This window comes from Vibrio fluvialis (assembly GCF_900460245.1).
Lineage (GTDB): Bacteria > Pseudomonadota > Gammaproteobacteria > Enterobacterales > Vibrionaceae > Vibrio > Vibrio fluvialis.
Map to the genome: position 1 here is coordinate 1,748,737 of NZ_UHIP01000001.1, position 20,070 is coordinate 1,768,806.

The window sequence follows — 20,070 nt, forward strand, 5'->3', positions numbered from 1 at the left end:
AACGTCTAGAAGCTTGGCGGCGTATGAGCACTAATTATCCGGCAAACTCTATCCGTTTTATTGGTAAATTTATGAGGCACGTTGGTATCGAAGAGGTAACACTCACCCTCGCGAATGACATAAGTTTTATCGCCCAGGGTCAGCTCGATTTCACCTTCGAGTACCGTTCCGCTTTCCTCGCCTTCGTGTTTAATACTGATCACACCGGTATCGGTATGAGGTTGAAAACACTCAATCAAGAAGCCCATCCGGCGTTTATCACGACCATCACACACCAATCGCATCGATACACGTTCGTTACCGATTTCAATCAGCTGATCCGGAGCAATCACCACCGGGCGCTCTTCAATTGTCTGGTCCTGAGTGAAGAACTCGGACAGAGACAGATTGAATACTTTCACAATCTTGTGCAGCGAACTGACAGAAGGACTCACTTTGTTATTCTCAATCGACGAGATAGCGCTGTGAGTTATATTGGCTTTCTCCGCCAGTTCACGTTGAGATAATTTGTGTTCCTTACGCAGTTGCGCAATTTTTTGACCAATTGAATCTGTTTCCATTTAAAAGACTCCGACGTTCCGAAGCCGCTATGATAAACCGATCGAATAGAATTCTGGAAAAGATCCTTTTACGAGATTGCCATTCTGGGTGCCATTGCACACCAATGAAGTACGGATGACCCTTGAGACTAAAGGCTTCAACCAACCCATCCGGCGCTTCGGCCTCTTTCGTCAGTCGCGGTGCAAGTTGGTTGACACCCTGGCCATGCAGAGAATTGACCTCAATGTCTTCCTGAGAACCGAGCCAGTGAGCAAAGCTGCCGTTGGACGATATTTTTACCGTATGCACGTAGGCATACTTCTCGTTGAAGTCCGGACTCTGGCTTTCACGGTGATCCATAAAGCCGTCGGTCTCGTGCACTTTCGGGTGCAGTGTTCCACCCAAAGCCACATTCATTTCCTGAAAACCGCGGCAGATACCCAGCAGCGGAATGTTCTGTTCGATGCAGTGATCAATCAGAGTAAAAGAGAGCGCATCGCGGGACTCGTCCGTTTTCGGTTCATCGTGCGTAGCTGCATAACGATGTGGAGCGACGTTTGAGTGACTCCCGGTGAGCAACACGCCATCAAGCATGGTTAGCAATTGCTTGAGCTCTTGTGCATCGGCACCGGCTGGCAGCAACAATGGCGAGGCTCCGGCATCGCGAACCGCATTCAGATACAGCTCATTCACACTTTGTACGTCATAGCCTTCTACCTGCTTACGACAACAAATCACGCCAATCACGGGCTTGGTCATTCCGTTCTCTTTACTCATCGCGACGTCCTACCCGCTTGTTCAATATATTTACCAACCTAAAACTCAAAAACCAAAAACACAACCCAAAATTAACAAAAAAGACACAAAACATGATCTTCGTTAAAAATTTCTACCAATTCGTCATTAATTATTGCCAAAAACACAAAGCTTGTTAAATATAAGTTACATGTCAGCCATACGGAGTGTCTGAAAATGGACGGATTCATACAAGAAGTTAAAAATTTTAAACAAGAATGGCCCGAGATACGCTTCATCGATCTCATTTTTCCTGATATCAATGCGCGACCTCGCGGCAAACGCATCCCCATTGAAGCGCTCGATAAAGTGTACAAAGGGGTCTATCTGCCGCTGTCGACGCTGTCATTGAGTGTACACGGCAAGGTGGTAGAAGAAGCGGGACTGGGCGAAGCCATCGGCGAACCAGATCATATTTGTTATCCGATTCTGGGCACCTTAACCCCGACCTTTAACCCTGAAGTCGGCCAGATCATGCTCAACATGATGGACCGCAAAGGAGAAAAAGAGACACTGATGTCACCGCGCGTGGTTCTGGCGCAGATGATGGAACGCTTACACGCCAACAATCTTTTTCCAGTCACCGCGATTGAGCTTGAATTTTATCTGATCGACAAAAACCGCAACGACAAAGGCGAAATCCAACCCCCCGTCAACCCGATTCATCAGGGACGCGAATTCAAATCGGATGTGTACAACATCGAAAACCTGGATGACTACGCCGACTTCCTCAGCGATCTCAACTTCGCCGCGCAAGCCCAGGGCCTCAATACGTCCGGCGCATTGTCTGAGTCCGCACCGGGCCAGTTCGAAATCAACTTCAACCATCAAGCCGATGTCATCAATGCCTGCGATCAGGTCATTTATGCCAAACGTCTGATCCGCCAGGTGGCGCTCAAACACGGGTTTGATGTGACCTTTATGGCGAAGCCATTCGCTGACGAAGCGGGTAACGGCATGCATATTCACCTGAGTGTATTAGACGAACACGGTCATAACCGCTTCTCAGACAGCCAAGGTGATTGCAGCCCATTTTTTTACAAAACTTTAACAGCAATGCTTGCCATGATGCCGGAATCTATGGCACTACTCTGCCCCAACGTGAACTCCTATCGACGCTTCTGTCCGATGATGTACACCCCAACCCGTGCAGACTGGGCTGAAAACCACCGCGGTGTTGCCCTTCGTATCCCGATGAGTGACAGCAAAAACCGCCGCATCGAGCACCGAATTGCCGGCGCAGACGTGAACCCATATTTGCTGGCGGTCGTGGTACTGAGCGGCCTGCTCGCCAGCCAACAATTCGGGCCGGAGCAATGTCCTCCCGCTCTGGATGAACACGCAGCCTCATTGCCAACGCGCATGGCGGATGCACTCAGAACACTGAGCTCCAGTGAGCTGATTGGCATGTACTTGCCACAGGAATTTGTTTCGCTTTATACCGCATGTAAAGACAAAGAGCTGAGGGAGTTTGAACAAGCAGTAACGCCACTTGAAGTGGAATGGATGCTTCATTCAGCCTAATTGAGAAAGGATCTCTATTTATGACGACTAAAAACCCAGCAATAAAGATGCAACCCGCATTCGACTTTAAAAGTCTGATTGCGGTCCTTGGTATCGCGGTGCTCATTGGCATTTTCGCCACCATCGGGACCAGCCACCAGCCAGATACGGAATACGGTTGGTACAGCATACTGCCAACAGTCTTCGTTCTTGCCTTCGCCCTGCTGACCCACCGTACGGTGGAAGCGCTGTTCAGCGGCGCGATTGTCGGCTTGATCATGCTTAACCCGACCGAAGTGGTTGGCGGCGTGGTCGACATGTCAATGTCGGTCATGATGGATGAAACCATCGCCTGGCTGATTCTGGTGTGTGGCCTGATGGGCGGTCTGATCACGATTCTTGAGAAAGGCGGCAGCATCCTCAGTTTCAGTGAAGCGCTGGTGACGAAAGTAAAAAGTAAGCGTCAGTCGATGCTGCTGACTTTCGTGCTGGGTATTTTGCGATTATCTCAACGCTATCGCGATTTCATCGTCAATGAAGCGCATCACCGACAGCTACCAGATCTCACGCGAAAAGTTGGCGTATTTGGTCGATTCAACGGCTGCGCCAGTGTGTATCCTGATCCCCATTTCAACCTGGGCGATTTTCTTCGGTTCACTGCTGGAAGCCAACAATGTGGCAGACGCAGGGAAAGGCATTCAGGCTTACATCGAAGCGATTCCTTACATGGCCTACGGTTGGGTGACGCTGCTGGTAGTATTCCTAGTTGCGATGGACAAAATTCCAGACCTCGGCCAGATGAAGATTGCCGAGCAGCGCGCGCAAGCCGGTCAGGTTCAGCCTGATGGTGGCGTGGATATTTCGATGGGCGAAGAAGTCACGGCGCATCCAAACTCAACCATGGGCGTGCTGAACTTCGCGCTGCCGATGGTGGTGTTGGTCGGCGCAAGCTGGTACTTCGATATCGACCTGCTGGCCGGTGTGTTTGTGGCGATTATTTTCACCATTTTCCTGTACGGCGTACAGCGCCTGATGCCAGTAAACTCTATGTTCGAAGCGATTTACGACGGTATCAAAATCATGATGCTGCCGCTGGCGACGGTGATTGGTGGTTTCATGCTCAAGAACGTGAACGACCAACTGGGCCTGACTTCCTACGTAATTGAAGCGGTTACGCCTTGGCTGTCACCCGCTCTGTTCCCAGCGATCATCTTCCTGGTAATGACCGGTCTGGTCTTTGCGACGGCGTCATCCTGGGGTCTGTTTGCAGTTGCGATGCCGATTGTATTCCCGCTGGGCGAGCAAATGGGCGTGCCAGTGTCGCTGACTATCGGTGCTCTGCTCTCTGCATCAGCGGCAGGCAGCCACTCGTGTTTCTTCAGTGACTCCACGGTACTATCAGCGCAAGGTAGTGGCTGTACTTCAATGCAACACGCCATCACGCAGTTCCCTTATGCTCTGATTGGTATCGTTGCTACAACGCTGTTCTTTCTGTTTATTTAGAATTTGACCGATAAAAAAACGGGGCAATCAGCCCCGTTTTTCTTTAAAAGGTAATAATAAATTCTTCCGGTGCACACACTTTTATTTGCGCTTCACCTCGGGTCTGAATCGCAGCGATCTGGTCTGCATCCAATGAATAGGGCATTACCAGTTTGAGCTCTTCAATCCCTTCCAGCTTGGCGAGCTTCACCAGCGTCACCAGATTGGATTCATCGCTTCTGCGGCTGGACAGTCGCTGCAGCGCCATGTCCCACAGCCTCTCTTCATGACTTTTGCCATCTTTCACTGTGTCATGCCACACCGTTCCGAAAACAGGGGCAAATGAAACGAGCGCATCTGAAAAAGTCCATTTTTTTGTACAAGAGGTGCCTAAGAAGCTGGTGTAATCAAACACGACAGAGATTCGATCGGTTTTTTCCATGTTGTCCCCCGACATCAGTGGTCTCGTTTGAGATCAATATTATTCAGGATTTCTTATATAGCAATACGATATATAAAAACATTCTTTTATGCCCCACCTTCAAACCAATGGGCTATATAAAAATCAATCTGGTAACAAAAATTGATCAAAGACAACAAAATAGGTGTGTGGTTGATTAATATTTCGGGCTACAAACAATTTATTCAACAATTATTCACGCCCGAACATCATTACTGAATATCAATCACCCGGCTCGCCTTCCTGAACTGGACTTTGTATCCGCTCCAGCGCGGGAGCTCCCAGCGTTTAGGGACCGTTTTGCGCAGGCCACTTTTGTACACCACCTGTACCAATTTACGTTTGACGAAATATTCAACCGTGAGCTGTAAATCACCCAGACTAAGTTCAAACGGATAGGCCTCAGCAAAATCGCTCAGTTCCCAATAAGGGATTCCCGCGAACGGTATATCATCAGCGTCAAACATCGCCAGATCTTCCGGCGACTCTACCCCTAACGCCTGAAGTTGCTGTTCAAACCAGCTTTCGAAGGTGATCTCGCCATGTTGTTGCGCATTAGCATCCAACCCCAGCTCGACGTAAAGTTTCCACAACTCGATTTCATAATGGCGTCGCTCAGCAAAACCGGGCAGACATTCGTTTGCTTTCACGGCTTCCACCAAAGGTTTGAGCGCCAATTCACCGCTCGCCTGCACCGTTTTGCTCGCGACCACGCGGCCAGCATAGTGAAGATTGAGAACGGTGCTCAGTACGCCATCTTGCTGCACCGTTTCGCCCTGCTGCCACTGCCCCAATTCCAGCGTTTCAATCAGTGACAGCGGTACCGGCATCATGACCGTTGCCAGCGTCAATGTCTGCTTGACGCCTTTGCCCGGCAAACTGTGTTGATCCAACACCAGCGCAGCTTCAGAACGCACCGGGAAACGACTGTTGCGCCCCGTCAGCACTTCCATTCGCCCGTTGCCGAGCGCTTCTCGACGCCGTTCGCGGCGTACAAACAGCAGCTCAGGATGCAAACGGCCGATCGCTTCTGCCAAAGCCGCATGCTGATAGCGCGAAGCCACCTCCAGCTCAGGCAACTCATAGATATCACGCATCTGCTCGGATAAACCGCGCGCTTCCCGCAGCGCTTCTTCATCGGTTGTAACAGCGGAAAAAGCCTGGCCACGAACAAGCTGAATCACCAATTGTGCGTCACAGCCCAGCGGCTCTTCCTGCTGCAATTTTTCCAGCAGCTCGTCGTTTGAAGAGAGTGAATAGAGACTCGCCGGCACGGCCAATGCCGCCGTGAGATCAATCATGGCTTCTTTCAGCGCTTTCGGTTCGATGCGGGCCACCAAATCGGCGTAGAGCGCATCAACCGGCAAGGGTGCAATGCGGCGGCCGTGCTCGGTAATAGCCAAATGCTCATCCAGCGCACCAATGCCCTTGAGCATCTCCGCAGCTTGGGTCAGCGTCTTTTCCGGCAAAGTCTCAAGGAACGTCAGTGATTGCAGTGGCGAACCACAGCTGCCAGCGGCCAGCATCGGCTCAGTCAGATCTTCACGTTGCAATTGCGGCGGCGTGACGGCATCCAGCGCGGCGTGTTGGCCATATAAACGCACGGCTACGCCGTGCATCACGCGACCAGCCCGACCTGCACGCTGCTTGGCACTCGCTTTGGAAATGTGTTTTAAGACAAGCGCCGTGCGGCCATTGCGCTGTTCGTTGCGGCGCTCTAAGCCGCTGTCGATCACCCAGGCAATATTGGGAATGGTGAGCGAGGTCTCCGCCACATTGGTTGCCAGCACCACTTTTTGCTGGCGCTGCGGATTCAAAGCTAACGAGCGCTCATGTTCACTGACTGAAGCATGCAGCGGCACCACCAGCAGTGAGTCGATCCCGCTGAGCATCTGTTGGCACTGCTGAATCTCTTTGCGCCCGGGCAGAAAGACCAAAATATCGCCCTCGGTAGCTGACATCGCTTCTGTCACTTCGGCTTTTACCCGCTCGGCAAGATAGCGCCCATCGGGTAACTGCCGACTGTCAGACGCACGGTACTCAATACTGACGTCATAAATGCGCCCACTCGCTTGCAGCCGCTGAGCTTGTAAATATGCCGCGAGGCGCTCCCCTTCCAGTGTTGCAGAGGTCACGACTAAACGATGACTCTGACGCTCTTTCAGCAGTGCCACCAGCAAATCGGTATCCCAGCGACGCTCGTGAAACTCATCCACCATGATGACATCAAACTGCTTAAGTCCATCTTCTGCAAACCAGCGCAGCGCGACACCCGGGGTGACAAACACCACTTGCGACTGTTCTGAATAACGGTTTTCGAGTTTGATGGCGTAACCAATGTGCTGGCCGATCGCTTCGTCGCGCTGCTGAGCGAGAAACTCAGCCAGAGAAGTACAGGCAATTCGGCGCGGTTCGATGACCAAAACCCGCCCTTGCTGCGCTGCCCAAAGTGGCAGACAAGTCGACTTGCCGGAACCGGTTTCCGCTTCGACAATCACATGATCTTGTTGCAAAGCCTGCAAAAAGGTCTCTTTTAGGGGCTGAATAGGAAGTAACTGCATATTTTATAAAAGAAAATTCTAAGGATGATTTCGATAAATAGTAAGCCGTTTGGGTATTGATTTGGCCAATTTTAACTAGGTTTAGGAAATGTTACTGACTTTAGGCAGAATAATCTCCTGAAGGTTACGGGTTGTCTATTTACAACCTAGCAGATAAGCCGTTATCATTTTTGCGTTTCCCGTCCACCCTACAAAGGCCGAAAATGAATAACGACAAACGTCCGCTTTATATTCCCTACGCTGGTCCAGCTCTGCTCAGTACCCCTCTTCTTAACAAAGGCAGTGCATTCTCCGCTGAAGAGCGTGCATCATTCAACCTGGAAGGTTTGTTACCAGAAGCCACGGAAACAATACAGGAACAAGTAGTTCGTGCCTACCAACAATATCGCAGCTTTGAAAGCGATATGGACAAGCACATTTACCTGCGCAACATGCAAGACACCAACGAGACACTGTTCTACCGTCTGGTGCAAAACCATATTTCTGAGATGATGCCAATCATCTACACGCCGACCGTTGGTGCGGCGTGTGAAAACTTCTCTAACATTTACCGCCGTGGTCGCGGTCTGTTCATCTCGTACGCGAACCGCGATCGCATCGACGATCTGCTGAACAACGCAGCGAACCACAACGTCAAAGTTATCGTCATCACCGACGGCGAACGTATTCTTGGTCTGGGTGACCAGGGCATCGGCGGCATGGGTATTCCAATCGGTAAACTGTCACTGTACACCGCGTGTGGCGGTATCAGCCCGGCTTATACTCTGCCTATCGTGCTGGATGTCGGTACCAACAACCCACAACGTCTGGCGGACCCAATGTACATGGGCTGGCGTCATCCACGTATTACCGGCGTTGAGTACGATGCGTTTGTTGAAGAAGTGATTCAGGCGATTCAACGCCGCTGGCCAGAAGCACTGGTGCAGTTCGAAGACTTCGCACAGAAAAACGCGATGCCGCTTCTTGAGCGTTACAAAAACCGTATCTGTTGTTTCAACGATGACATCCAAGGCACTGCAGCGGTTACCGTGGGTTCTCTGCTGGCCGCGTGTAAAGCGGCAGGCAGCAAACTGTCTGAACAACGCATCACCTTCCTGGGCGCAGGCTCTGCGGGTTGTGGTATCGCCGAAGCGATCATCGCGCAAATGGTCTCGGAAGGCATTTCCGACGAACAAGCACGCTCTCAGGTTTACATGGTAGACCGTTGGGGTCTGCTGGAAGAAGGCATGCCAAACCTGCTGGACTTCCAACAACGTTTGGTTCAGAAAAAAGCCAACACCAAAGAGTGGACAACCGAAGGCAATGGTTACTCGCTGCATGACGTAGTTCGTCAGGCGAAACCAACCGTTCTGATCGGTGTATCTGGTGCACCGGGTCTGTTCAGTGAAGAAGTGATCAAAGAGATGCACCTGCACTGCCCTCGCCCAATCGTGTTCCCGCTGTCGAACCCAACCAGCCGTGTGGAAGCAACGCCAAGCGACATCATTCGTTGGACCAACGGTGAAGCACTGGTTGCAACAGGCAGCCCGTTCGATCCAGTGATCAACGAAGGCAAGACTTACCCAATCGCACAATGTAACAACAGCTACATCTTCCCGGGTATTGGCCTGGGCGTTCTGGCCGTTGGCGCAAAACGCGTGACTGACGATATGCTGATGGAATCAAGCCGTGCGCTGGCTGAGTGTTCTCCGCTGGCGATCAACGGCCACGGCCCACTGCTGCCGCCATTGGAATCGATTCACTCGGTATCGAAGAAAATTGCCTTTGCTGTGGCGAAGAAAGCCATTGAACAAGGCGTTGCTCTGGAGATCACCGATGAGGCACTGGAAGTGGCAATTGAACAGCACTTCTGGCAACCGGTATACCGTCGCTACAAACGCACTTCTTTCTAAGAGATTGAATTGATAAAGCCCCTGTAAAGGGGCTTTTTTGTTTTTTGGCAGGAGGAAAGACGCCACCATGTTTATCTGCTAACACTTGGCGCGTTTACTTCATCCAATAGTTCAATACCACGACGCAAGTGTCATCCGCCGCGACGGTCATCTCCAGACTAGGCTGGTTATTTTCACTCGTACAAATAGGAAGGATATAGACGGCAGAATTTTTGGCTGGATATTGCGATTGGCCATCTTTCACTACGTGCCCGCCAAGGGCGTTGTGTGGGCACATTGCGCCAGTCGCACTAAGTTTACCGGGGTCTGTTCCGCATTTATCTCGATATATCGCGATCCAAGAGTTGTGATCTATTTTCGGATCATCCGTTGACCCTATGACATTCCAGAATTTTTGCCCGCTGTTCCAAACGGTCGTATTTTTAAACGTTGACTTTGGCACTATGGAATTAGGGGATTCACTTGTTGCTGATGAGCTACATCCACTAATTATAAAAAAGCTGACGAACAACATAATGAGCGTTTTCATTGTCATATCTAACCTCCTATCAGATTCCGGGGTTCATAGTTCAGAGAGTTCTTCATTTACATATAAGGTAGTGAATATCCTGAACATAAACATAAGCCCGCAGCTGCGGGCTTGGTTATTACGTCAGTACAACAACGTTTCTATCAGCGTTATCTTTCTTCCAGACAAAGCGCTTTAACCGTACTGCCCGCTTTCGCTGGCGTCGTCATATCATTGATCCAATCGTCAACCGTCACTTTGTATTGTTGAGCGAAGGCTTCTTTCACGGTCTCCCAGTTCGCCGGAGACAACGAATACATCGCTTGAGAAAGTTCGTATTCAGAATGGAATGTAATAATACCTTTCTTTTCAGTCGCTGAAATTTGGAAAGTGCTGCTGTACAAACTGAACTGCACGTTGCCCGAAGAATCAACCTGCAGTAGGTTCTGAGCAAAGTTAGAGAGTTTCTCAGTTTGATTTGCATAAGATAAAGCCGCCGAAACCAGCCCCTGAACGGACGTGACGATCTGGTCTTTATCGCCTTTCTCAATCCCCCAAAAGCCGTCGACAAAGGAGTTGATCAGTACATCGGCATTTCTGCTCTGCTGTTTGATCTGAGTGGTTGTCGCCCAGTCCAATGTGACAAAAGGCATTGAGCTGATATATTGCGTGAACTGGATAAAGTGCGCCTTATCACCATTTCCTTCTGGATCTAGTGGGTTATATTCAGCTTTAGTTCGGCACATGTTTACAGCGGTCTGCATACCATCAAACACGCTTTGTGGAGCGGTACCCGGTGTAGAAGCCTTAGCTGCCTGCGCTTTATAGTCGCCAACAGCAGCGGCTCGGGACGGGTTTTCTGTCAAGCTGTCGGTGTCTAACATCTTCAACAACGACTGGCTTGCAAAGACGGATTGCGGTAACAAAATCTTCTCTGCGCCAGTGATATGTCCCAGCCATGCATTCGTTCTTTCTAGTAGATTACTCATTTATCTATTCCCTATATTTAGATGAATATCAGTACTACTTAAGTCAGAGAACCAATACCGCTGACTGCGTCTCCAACTGTTTCCATATAAAACTAGGTTTATATCAGATTTGTGATAAATCCATGACGCACGCCGTTTGGTCGAACAATTTCCAATTTAATTAGATATGCATCCAAATTTATATTTGAAGAGTGCATTTTTGCTCACGAACACAGTGAACCAGCACACAGATCACTGTGTTCAAGGCATGTTGATGTCTGCCGAGGCGATTGGGGACAATAAGAACCGCCCACGTTATTTCATCGCGGCCGTCAAAATCTCATAGGCGGCTTTTACACGTTCGGTGTTCGGATAACTCTTGTTAGCCAGAATGACCACGCCCGCTTTCTCACTGGGAATAAAAGGATGACTGATTCGCCGCCTAATTTATGGATTTCATTCATGTTACGCGTGAAGTCTGTGTCAAATCATTCACCCCCACGGGCCACATACCCCACTGCGTAAATATCACCTTGTATCGGGCTACGGTTATCAATCTGGCTGAGCCACGTTACGCCAAGTGATTGCCAGGTCGTCACGTTGACGCCGCGAACATCAGCGCCCAGCTGCGCAGTGTGTTCGATACAGGCAAACACCACGTTTTCATCTGGAGCGGTTGGGACTTCGTCAACAAACCAGACCTGCACTGCCGGGCGACCAAATTGCTCGCACAAGCCTTTAAATCCATCGCTGTTTAAGAACGCACGCATTGAGCCGTGATCGCGCCAAACGTAAAACGGCGCGTAGCTGTTCACGTCATTGTGGTACGTCGTGGCATCTTTACGCGAATAGAGATACGCCTTAAACAGCAAACCGGGATAATCATCCAACAGATGTCCTTTCTCGCGGATTCGGTTTTCAATGCTCTCCATTGGGTAATCTGCGGGTAAAACCATTTTGTATTGCATCGCGATCATTGTGTTGCCTCCATTTCGTCTTTGGAGTCAGCATAAGTTGATCTTTTGATACAAAAAATCAAAACTATTGGAACTAACAATTTTGATTTTCAGGATCATTGATGATGCGAACTCTGGATTTGGATGCACTGCGATGTTTTGTGTTGGGCATTGAACTCGGCAGTTTCGCGCTGGCCGCCGAGCGACTTAATCGCTCCCCTTCGGCCGCCAGTGCCCAATTGAAAAAGCTTGAGCAGCAATGTCATACGGCGTTAGTGACCAAATCAGGCCGCCATCTGCAACCAACCGAGGCAGGTGAAATGGTCCTGTCTTATGCCCGGCGGCTATTGCAGCTCAACGATGAGGCCTTGCAGCGGCTACAAGGCAATACACTGGAAGGCAAAGTCATTTTCGGTATGCAGGAGGATTTTAGTGAAGCGTTGCTACCCCAGGTGCTCGGCTCTTTTTCGCGCGCTCACCCGCAATTGCAGTTGCAATCGGTGGTCGGCCGCCATAAAGAGCTGCTTGAGGGGATTCATTCTGGCGACATTGATTTTTCCTTGGGTTGGGAAGGCCCCAAAGCCGCCCCTTACAGTGAACGTTTGGCAGAACTTCCCTTGCACTGGTTTGGTCCTGCCAACCCGCACTTAAGCGACACTATTCAAGCTACGCAGCCTCTCCCTTTGGTGATGTTGGATGGCGCCTGTGCGATTCGCCAGCAAGCCACCGAAGCGTTAGATGCTGCGGGTATTCCGTGGAAAATTAACTTTATCGGTCGCAGCCTGAGCAGCCTGTGGAAAGCGGTGGAAGCCGGACTTGGCGTCACCGTGCGCTCGGCCTTTGGCCAGCCCGATTGTGTGACAAAATTAACCGGGCTGCCCGCTTTAGGCAGCCTGACCGTTTGCCTGGATCGTAGTCAGAATCAACTGGATGAGGTACAACAGCAACTGTATAACGCGCTAAAACAGCAGCTTCAACAGCATCTTGGCCAATAACCCTGCCGCGCACGGCGCTTAAGCTGGCTGTGCGCGCCGCCACTCACGCTGCGTGTTAAACGATCCTTCCTTCACATTTCGCTGCGCAGCGAAGTATCCGTTTTTCAACCGATTATGATGGGTTTCATCCATGAGTCACATGCCAAAAGGAAACATCATGATCGCGGTTCTATTTGAAGCTCACGCAGCCTCAGACAAAAAAGAGCGTTACTTCGAACTGGCAGCCATCCTCAAGCCGCTGCTCAGTGAGATTGAAGGCTTTATTTCCATTGAACGTTTTCAAAGTACCACTGATCCCGACAAATTTATCTCCTTGTCGTGGTGGGAAAATGAAGCGGCCATTCAGCACTGGAAGCACAACGTCCACCACCAAATGGCGCAAGATGAAGGGAAACGCGACCTTTTCTCTTCCTACACAATCAACGTACTTACCTCGGTTCGCGAATACCGTTCCCTCTAAAGCAAGGAAAAGCAGATGCAAAACATTCACGTTATTTTCGCTCACACACCCGGCGAGCTCGCCCGTTTTGGCCAAGTGTTAGGCGCTAATGGTGTCGGACTGGAAGGAGGCGGCGTATTTACGATCGGTGACTGCGCACACGCCCACTTTCTGGTTGAGGACGGCGAGAAAGCTCAAGCAGTACTGATGGAACATGGCTTTGACGTCCAAAGTGTCATCCGGCCATTGATCCGCAAACTGAAACAAGAGCAGCCGGGCGAACTCGGCGCCATTGCCCAAGCGCTTGCAGCTGAAGGCATCAACATTCTCGTCCAATACAGTGATCACGCTAACCATTTGATACTGGTGACCGATAACGATACATTGGCGAAAGACGCAACGCGAAACTGGGCAACTTAAACGTGAGCACACACCATTCGTCTGCCGAGCAGAGTGCAGATTTCAATCAGGAAGTGGATATGGCAGCCTTGGCGGCTGCTCTGTCTGATGCTTCGCGCATGAAAATTCTCTGTGCGCTGATGGATGGACGCGCCTGGACGGCCACGGAACTGAGTGCGGTGGCCGATGTTTCCGCGTCCACCACCAGCGCTCACCTTTCACGCTTGCTTAACGCCAAGCTGGTGACGTGTTTATCACAAGGACGCCACCGCTACTTTCGTCTTTACAGTACCCACATCGCAGCGCTGCTTGAACAGATGATGGGCATTACGTATCAGGCCAATCACACGGTTCGCGCCACGGTGCCAAAAAACTTGCGCAAAGCCCGCACCTGCTACGACCATTTGGCCGGAGAAATGGCGGTCAAGCTCTACGACTCACTCATTGCACACGATTGGCTTACGCAAGATGGTTCTGGCCTGACACCACAAGGGAAAGAGAAGTTTTTGCAGTTGGGTATCGACATCGATGCCAGAACCAAGCGCAAGGCGTGTTGTCCGTGTCTGGACTGGAGTGAGCGTCAATTTCATCTTGGCGGACAGGCAGGCGCGGCGCTGCTCCGCTTTTTTGAGCAGCAGCGTTGGATTGAACGTGTGATCGGTTATCGCGAAGTCACCATCACCGCCAAGGGTGACCACGCGCTGAAAACGCATTTTTATGTCGAATAACGATGAATGTTTACCGCACGGCGCGACAATCATCGCAAGACAATCCCCCAACCGAATCAGTCGCGGCTTACCTTAGCAAAAAACGTTTCATGTTTTCGGTAAGGTCCGGTGTTGTTCTCGGGCTCAAACGCTTTCAAGCCGTCAGCGTCATGCAACGCATCCACCATTTGGCGATTAAAGTGGGCATTGTTGTCATCACCTAAAAACGCTGGCACATCAAGCCACTTCGCCTCGGCAATTTCGTCGGTATCGTGAATGTTGATCGCTTCCGACAACGCCGTGAGCTTACACACCAAGTACATGTTGGTCTTGCCGAACTGAAACGGATGACGCGTGGTGAACCCCAGAATGGAATCAAATTCAGTCTCAACGCCCGTTTCTTCCAATACCTCGCGAATGATGGCCGTTTCGATCTTCTCTCCTAACTCGATATGGCCGCCCGGCAATTTGTAGCCTTTCATACCATGCTCTTTGATCACCAACAGTTGTCCGAGACTGTTTTTGACTATCGCGCCAGCACCCAACGTATGCGTGGGGATAAACGGAATAAACGTGGTCGACGGCGCTTTGTGAATCAGAGTGACTTCGTCCTCAAGGCAATTGTGAAACACAAACCCGAGTTCGGTGGCAATCGGCACCAAGTGTGATAAACCAATCGGCAGCGTCAGCCAAATGATGTTCTTTGCTTCAGCGTGGGCCAACGCCACAATGTCTGCCAGTTGTGCGTGAAATGTATCAACATCAGCCGGCACATCTTCCCGGCCGATAATGATGCCGTTGAACTTATCCAACTCGAACTTCAAGGTGATCTCCTAAGTGGTGCTTAATTAGGCCGTCTTAGCCACAAGACAACGAAGCAACCATCTTAACCATCTTTTCTCGCTCAGTGACAGAACAAATTCACCTTCTCTTTAGCGAACAAGATATTACGCGGCGGTGACCGCCAGATCCGGGGTTTTGTTTAAACGCATCATGGTCAAGACTGCCAACACCATGACCGCCGCGGCGAAGAAAAATCCCCACTGAGTCAGGCCATAGTGACTCAGCAACGCAATCGACACATAGCTGAGACTCTGCACCAAAGTTGCGAACATTTGCAGTCCACCGTCTGCGCGCCCACGTTGGTGGATACTGATGCTATGATGCATCCAGTTAGTTCGAGCGATACGATTCAAGGCGTTAAACGTGCCAAAGAAGAAGGTAAACACCAGTAACCAGAGTGGCGTCGGCGAAACGCTCATGCCCACCAACATGATGGCCGCCAGCCCCATGGCTCCGATCATCATATTGGGATGAGAACTCAGCCCCAGCAGACGGCTCACGAGCAGTCCGGTGACCAATGACCCCGTGCCAAAAGCGATGTTGTAGCCGGCAAACCAATCACCCGACACCCCCGTTTCGGAAAACCAAATCGGCACCAGCTTGGTCAAAAACGTCAGGATGGGATAGCTCAGCGCCGAGAGCATTAAAAACGCATAAAACTGGGGTCTTAACGTAAATATCTCCCGGCTCTCTTTCATCTGGTCAAGAAACGATACCGGCGTCGAGTGGCGCAACTGGCGACGGTACGGTGTCATCAGATAGCTGACACACGCAATCGCCGAGGCGATGGCCGCAAAGCTGGAGAATTCAAACATGCCCCACATTTCCAGCAGCACCACACCGAGCGCGCCAGAACCCAGCGTCGTGCCCTGCATGATCACTTCCTGCTTACCGGATATCGCCGCATATTCGTGCTGATGAAAATTCTCCTGCGTAAAGGCGTTGTTGGTCGCCCAAGCCAAATTACTGGAGGTCCAGAACAGCAATTGCGCCACCGCCAGCAACCAATTCGACTCATACCCGGCCCAATAAACCAAAGCCACCACCCCTGCGGTACTGGCCTGAAGCCATTGCACCAAGACCAATAAGCGTTTGCGCGAAAATCGGTCGATCAAGGTCGAGAAAAACGGCGTCAGCACAAAAGACACGGCGGTACATGCCAGCGCCACCATCGCCACAAACGCGCCCATATTGGGCGTCGACAGCATGGCCCACGGCAGGGCCATCATAAACAGCCCGGAAGAGATACCGTCAAAGAAGCGTCCGGTCAGATAGGAGCGCGTGCGGGTTTTATTATTCCATTCCATATTTGTATTCCATATCAAGCCAACTTGGTGTTACGGTAATACCTCAAGTTAACTTAAGGTAAAGCACTTTTTTATTGATGATCAGAAAAGAGTAGCTGAGCAGGAGTCCGGACGATGGAGATGACCGTCGGTGAAGTTGCCCAACGCGCAGGAGTGAAGGTATCCACCCTACACTTTTACGAACAGAAAGGATTGATTCATAGTTGGCGTAATGCTGGTAATCAGCGCCGTTACCATCGCAACGTGTTGCGTCGGATTGCGGTGATCAAAGCCGCGCAAATGGTCGGGCTCACCTTAGAAGAGGTGGCCGAATCGTTGGCGGATTTGCCCAAACATCAAGCGCCAAGCCGACAGGAATGGGAGCAGATGGCGTCAAACTGGAACGCCATGCTGGAGCATCGTATTGCGCAGCTAAAAGCACTGCAGAACGATCTCGGCGGCTGTATTGGCTGCGGCTGCTTGTCGATGGAGTCCTGCGCCATTTACAACCCGCAAGATATTCGAGCGCAGACCTTTAGCGAAAAAACACGCCTGACGCATCCGGAAGAATGGTGAAGTTGAACCATTGCGCTCTGCAATAGGGGGAGTACAAGCCCCCTCAGAAAATTGGAGCTCACCCAAACGGTAACTCGCCTGCCGCGCACTGAACCTCATGAAGACTGAACCGCCTTAAAACATTGTTAACCCTTACAAGTTAAGAGCTTGATAGTTCACCGCAATATCCCTTATCATTTTTGCCACTGAAACGTTCACGCCTATGTAGGCGTTCTACTGATAGATCACGGATATGATGAGCTTTTTTGCCCCGGCGGGACATTACATCGCCCCTTATCTCAGCGAAATTTCTACCGCGCTGATCGCCTGTTTGCTGGTTATGCTGGGCGGAGAAATCAACGCACTGCTGCGTCGCGTGATGCGCAATCAACATTTCATTCTGCGCACCGTCGCTTTTATCTTGATTAACGCGTTTGGTTACGGATTAATCATAATTAAAGCAAGCCCTTACCTGACTCGGACACTCTCTCATTTAGAGCAAGGCATGATGTTTGGCATCATTTTCATCAGCTTTGTTGTGATTGGCCTATGGGCTCAAAGAAACCGTCAAATCTAAATCTCAGAGTGTTGTTCACTCGTCTGAAATCCCGGCTTCGACGTATGAGGCTGGGACTCTGGCTGCGCCGAATTTCGCTGACTCTGCTTGGCTGCGCCGTCGTCATTTATGGCATCGACCGCTGGGTGAGCTGGCAAACTCAAGACAGCATCATCAGCGACATTAATAACGTCCCCAAGTTTCAGGTTGCCGTGGTGCTGGGCACCAGTAAGTACCTCGGTCGCACACTGAATGACTACTATGTGCACCGCATCAATGCGGCCATTGAGCTGTTCGAACAGGGCAAAGTGAATGGCTTTCTGCTCAGCGGCGACAATGCGCATCGCTCCTACAATGAACCTTGGACGATGAAGCGCGATCTGCTGAAAGCGGGCGTTCCGGATGAGCATATTTATCTCGACTACGCCGGATTTCGCACTCTGGACTCGATTGTGCGCGCGAAACGCATTTTCGATACCGATAATTTTCTGATCATTACCCAGCGGTTCCATTGCGAGCGCGCGTTGTTTATCGCTAATCATCACGACATCAACGCCACGTGTCTGGCCGTGCCCGGGCCGACCAACCATTCCGGTTTTCAGGTCAGATTGCGCGAAGTGTTTGCCCGCACGAAGGCATTTTTCGATCTGTATATCTTCGATACTCAGCCGAAATTCCTCGGCCCGAAAGAGCCCATTGTTCTCGATGACACGCAACTGGCTGAAATCGCCGATGATAGCGTCAGCGAGGCCGATGCTTTGCCACTGCCCGAATCTGCCGCTCCACCAGCGAACGAATAACCGACAAACAGCGCCTTCCATTCGGCTTGGCGCCCTTTCTGCTTTTCTTTTCTGATAGACTAACGTCAAACACTAAAACTATAGAGTAATGTCATGTCGATAATCGCAACGGGCGTGCTGGATAAAATGCGCGCCAATCTAGACGGTACCGTCGCTTACCGACTGCCGGTGGGTGAGGCAGAGATCGATCTCAATCCGCTGATGGGCCACACCATCACCCTCAAACACACGGGCAATATCTACTGCTGCTCATGCGGTAAGAAAACCAAGAAAAGTTATTCGCAGGGTCACTGTTTTGTGTGCATGAAGAAACTCGCCAGCTGCGATATGTGCATCATGAAGCCGGAAACCTGCCACTTTGATCAGGGCACCTGCCGTGAACCAGATTGGGCAGAAACGCACTGTATGGTCGATCATTACGTGTATCTGTCTAACACATCGAGCCTGAAAGTGGGCATTACCCGCCACACACAAATCCCGACACGCTGGATTGATCAGGGCGCGACCCAAGGCCTGCCTATCTACAAAGTAAAGACTCGTCAGATCTCAGGATTGGTTGAAGTTGAGCTCGCCAAACACATTGCCGACAAGACCAACTGGCGTGAACTCCTGAAAGGTGATGGCGAACCCCTGTCACTGGAAGAACGCGCAGCAGAGCTTAAACCTCTGCTGGCCGACAAAATTGCAGAAATCAAACAGCAATTTGGTGAAGATGCGGTTGTTGAAGTCAGTGAGCAAACTACGCAGCTTGCCTATCCGGTTGATGTGCATCCGAAGAAAATCACCTCGCACAACTTTGATAAGAATCCGGAAGTCACGGGCGTTCTGCAAGGTATCAAAGGCCAGTATCTGATCTTAGATAGCGGCGTGATCAACATTCGCAAGTTCACCTCATACGAAGTGGAAGTCAGCGCAGACTGAGTGTTGCTGTTTTCACACAGGCCCGATATTTGGGCCTGTGTTTTATCACATCCAGCGCCTGCAACTCTGGCGCCACTCCTCAGAGCCGATATACTGGCTCTCAACACATCATCCTTCCGAAATGAGTGAGCATGGAAAGCAAAGCAAACGCTGTCAGCCGAATTGTTGAAATCATCGGTGAAAGCACCAAACGTGAGCAGCCTGTGGCCGTTTCAGAGCTGATTTATCACTCCGACATCGCCAAACCGACCTATCACCGCTTGGTTCAGCAACTGGATGAGGAAGGTTTTCTGACCACCGATCAGCGTGGCAATCTCTACCCTGGCGCAGCGCTGCGCAACATCGCGTTGAACCTTGCGAGCAACAATACCCAGCGAGCGCAGTTGCAAGCCATTTTGCATGGACTTTCGCGCCGAATTGACGAAACCTGTGGGATTGCGGTCCCCGATGGCGACGCGATGGTCTATCAGGAACGGATTGAAACCAACTGGCCGCTGCGCATTGTGCTGCCTGTTGGCATGAGAACGCCAGTCTGGGCCACAGCCAGTGGTAAACTGCTGCTCAGCACTCTGAGTAAAGCGCAGCGCGATCGGCTGTTTGAGCGCACACCCATTGAACAGTTAGCAAAAAATACCCACCGCGATCGGGAATCTCTGGAGGCCGAACTGCGCCAAATTCGTAGCCAGCAAGTGAGCGTGGATAATGAAGAGTTCATTGATGGTTTGGTTGCCGTCGCGATTCCCCTGTTTTCACCACAGGGCAAGTTACTCGCTTCACTCTTCTGCCATTGCCCGAAAACCCGCAAATCTCTCCCAACGTTACTGAGCTATCTGCCGGATTTAGAACGTGCACGTGAACAGTTACTCAACCTTTATCAACTCAACGACGACAACAACTAGCTGTT

At 50.9% G+C, this 20,070-nt stretch carries 20 protein-coding genes and 1 pseudogene; 12 read left to right on the forward strand and 9 right to left on the reverse strand.

The annotated features are described in order from the left end of the window. Positions 1–5: 5 nt before the first annotated feature. Together puuR and DYA43_RS08265 are read right to left on the reverse strand one after the other, a co-directional pair. On the reverse strand, positions 6–560 hold the full coding sequence (gene puuR / locus DYA43_RS08260) for an HTH-type transcriptional regulator PuuR (RefSeq protein WP_020327640.1): 555 nt from the start codon (positions 558–560) through the stop codon (positions 6–8). Then, positions 517–1,317: a gamma-glutamyl-gamma-aminobutyrate hydrolase family protein gene (locus tag DYA43_RS08265; RefSeq protein ID WP_061056609.1), complete on the reverse strand. Its 801-nt coding sequence runs from the start codon at positions 1,315–1,317 to the stop codon at positions 517–519. Before DYA43_RS08265 ends, puuR begins: the two co-directional genes overlap by 44 nt. Before the next feature lie 195 nt (positions 1,318–1,512). Between DYA43_RS08265 and DYA43_RS08270 the strand changes: the two genes are divergently transcribed. Together DYA43_RS08270 and DYA43_RS08275 are read left to right on the forward strand one after the other, a co-directional pair. Continuing rightward, positions 1,513–2,859 (forward strand): glutamine synthetase family protein, encoded by a 1,347-nt coding sequence (locus DYA43_RS08270; RefSeq protein WP_020327642.1) that lies wholly within the window; start codon positions 1,513–1,515, stop codon positions 2,857–2,859. Between the two features lie 20 nt (positions 2,860–2,879). Continuing rightward, positions 2,880–4,341 (forward strand): annotated as a pseudogene (locus DYA43_RS08275) (Na+/H+ antiporter NhaC family protein). Positions 4,342–4,384: 43 nt separating this feature from the next. Here DYA43_RS08275 and DYA43_RS08280 read toward each other — a convergent pair. Together DYA43_RS08280 and DYA43_RS08285 are read right to left on the reverse strand one after the other, a co-directional pair. After that, a complete protein-coding gene (locus DYA43_RS08280; protein ID WP_225869437.1) occupies positions 4,385–4,762 on the reverse strand; it encodes a transporter in 378 nt (125 codons plus the stop codon). Positions 4,763–4,992: 230 nt separating this feature from the next. Next, positions 4,993–7,341 carry a helicase-related protein gene (locus DYA43_RS08285; protein ID WP_061056610.1) on the reverse strand — a complete coding sequence of 783 codons (2,349 nt, stop codon included), beginning with the start codon at positions 7,339–7,341 and terminating at the stop codon, positions 4,993–4,995. 203 nt (positions 7,342–7,544) lie between these two features. Between DYA43_RS08285 and DYA43_RS08290 the strand changes: the two genes are divergently transcribed. Beyond that, the gene (locus DYA43_RS08290) at positions 7,545–9,233 is read left to right on the forward strand and encodes an NAD-dependent malic enzyme (RefSeq protein ID WP_020327646.1); all 1,689 of its coding nucleotides are present in this window, start codon (positions 7,545–7,547) and stop codon (positions 9,231–9,233) included. Between the two features lie 94 nt (positions 9,234–9,327). Here the strand turns inward: DYA43_RS08290 and DYA43_RS08295 are convergent, their stop codons facing one another. The 3 genes from DYA43_RS08295 to DYA43_RS08305 all read right to left on the reverse strand — a co-directional run bounded on the left by DYA43_RS08295 (position 9,328) and on the right by DYA43_RS08305 (position 11,686). After that, positions 9,328–9,768, reverse strand: a complete 441-nt coding sequence (locus tag DYA43_RS08295) for a hypothetical protein (protein ID WP_061056611.1) — start codon at positions 9,766–9,768, stop codon at positions 9,328–9,330. Positions 9,769–9,911: 143 nt separating this feature from the next. Continuing rightward, positions 9,912–10,730 (reverse strand): hypothetical protein, encoded by an 819-nt coding sequence (locus tag DYA43_RS08300; protein WP_061056612.1) that lies wholly within the window; start codon positions 10,728–10,730, stop codon positions 9,912–9,914. Positions 10,731–11,197: 467 nt separating this feature from the next. Continuing rightward, positions 11,198–11,686, reverse strand: coding sequence for a DUF4865 family protein (locus DYA43_RS08305; protein WP_061056613.1), 489 nt, complete (start codon positions 11,684–11,686; stop codon positions 11,198–11,200). A gap of 101 nt (positions 11,687–11,787) precedes the next feature. Here DYA43_RS08305 and DYA43_RS08310 point away from each other — a divergent pair, with 101 nt between their 5' ends. From DYA43_RS08310 to DYA43_RS08325, 4 genes are all read left to right on the forward strand, one after another. After that, positions 11,788–12,660: a LysR substrate-binding domain-containing protein gene (locus DYA43_RS08310; RefSeq protein WP_225869438.1), complete on the forward strand. Its 873-nt coding sequence runs from the start codon at positions 11,788–11,790 to the stop codon at positions 12,658–12,660. A gap of 157 nt (positions 12,661–12,817) precedes the next feature. Continuing rightward, complete coding sequence (locus tag DYA43_RS08315; RefSeq protein ID WP_061056614.1) at positions 12,818–13,120, forward strand: antibiotic biosynthesis monooxygenase family protein; 303 nt, start codon at positions 12,818–12,820, stop codon at positions 13,118–13,120. 15 nt (positions 13,121–13,135) lie between these two features. Continuing rightward, positions 13,136–13,519, forward strand: coding sequence for a hypothetical protein (locus tag DYA43_RS08320; protein WP_061056615.1), 384 nt, complete (start codon positions 13,136–13,138; stop codon positions 13,517–13,519). Positions 13,520–13,521: 2 nt separating this feature from the next. Continuing rightward, the gene (locus DYA43_RS08325; RefSeq protein WP_225869439.1) at positions 13,522–14,226 is read left to right on the forward strand and encodes an ArsR/SmtB family transcription factor; all 705 of its coding nucleotides are present in this window, start codon (positions 13,522–13,524) and stop codon (positions 14,224–14,226) included. Positions 14,227–14,282: 56 nt separating this feature from the next. Here the strand turns inward: DYA43_RS08325 and DYA43_RS08330 are convergent, their stop codons facing one another. Both DYA43_RS08330 and DYA43_RS08335 read right to left on the reverse strand, forming a co-directional pair. Next, on the reverse strand, positions 14,283–15,029 hold the full coding sequence (locus tag DYA43_RS08330; protein ID WP_061056617.1) for an NUDIX hydrolase: 747 nt from the start codon (positions 15,027–15,029) through the stop codon (positions 14,283–14,285). 123 nt (positions 15,030–15,152) lie between these two features. Beyond that, a complete protein-coding gene (locus DYA43_RS08335) occupies positions 15,153–16,355 on the reverse strand; it encodes an MFS transporter (RefSeq protein WP_061056618.1) in 1,203 nt (400 codons plus the stop codon). A 114-nt stretch (positions 16,356–16,469) separates the two neighbouring features. Between DYA43_RS08335 and soxR the strand changes: the two genes are divergently transcribed. The 5 genes from soxR (at position 16,470) to DYA43_RS08360 (ending at position 20,065) form a co-directional block, all read left to right on the forward strand. Further along, positions 16,470–16,910, forward strand: coding sequence for a redox-sensitive transcriptional activator SoxR (gene soxR, locus DYA43_RS08340; RefSeq protein ID WP_020327655.1), 441 nt, complete (start codon positions 16,470–16,472; stop codon positions 16,908–16,910). A gap of 232 nt (positions 16,911–17,142) precedes the next feature. Continuing rightward, positions 17,143–17,466 (forward strand): DUF3392 domain-containing protein, encoded by a 324-nt coding sequence (locus DYA43_RS08345; RefSeq protein ID WP_038126994.1) that lies wholly within the window; start codon positions 17,143–17,145, stop codon positions 17,464–17,466. Beyond that, positions 17,439–18,245, forward strand: a complete 807-nt coding sequence (locus tag DYA43_RS08350; protein WP_024374176.1) for a SanA/YdcF family protein — start codon at positions 17,439–17,441, stop codon at positions 18,243–18,245. Before DYA43_RS08345 ends, DYA43_RS08350 begins: the two co-directional genes overlap by 28 nt. 93 nt (positions 18,246–18,338) lie before the next feature. After that, positions 18,339–19,166, forward strand: coding sequence for a DUF2797 domain-containing protein (locus DYA43_RS08355; RefSeq protein WP_024374175.1), 828 nt, complete (start codon positions 18,339–18,341; stop codon positions 19,164–19,166). 131 nt (positions 19,167–19,297) lie between these two features. Then, positions 19,298–20,065, forward strand: coding sequence for an IclR family transcriptional regulator (locus tag DYA43_RS08360; protein WP_061056619.1), 768 nt, complete (start codon positions 19,298–19,300; stop codon positions 20,063–20,065). Positions 20,066–20,070: the final 5 nt, after the last annotated feature.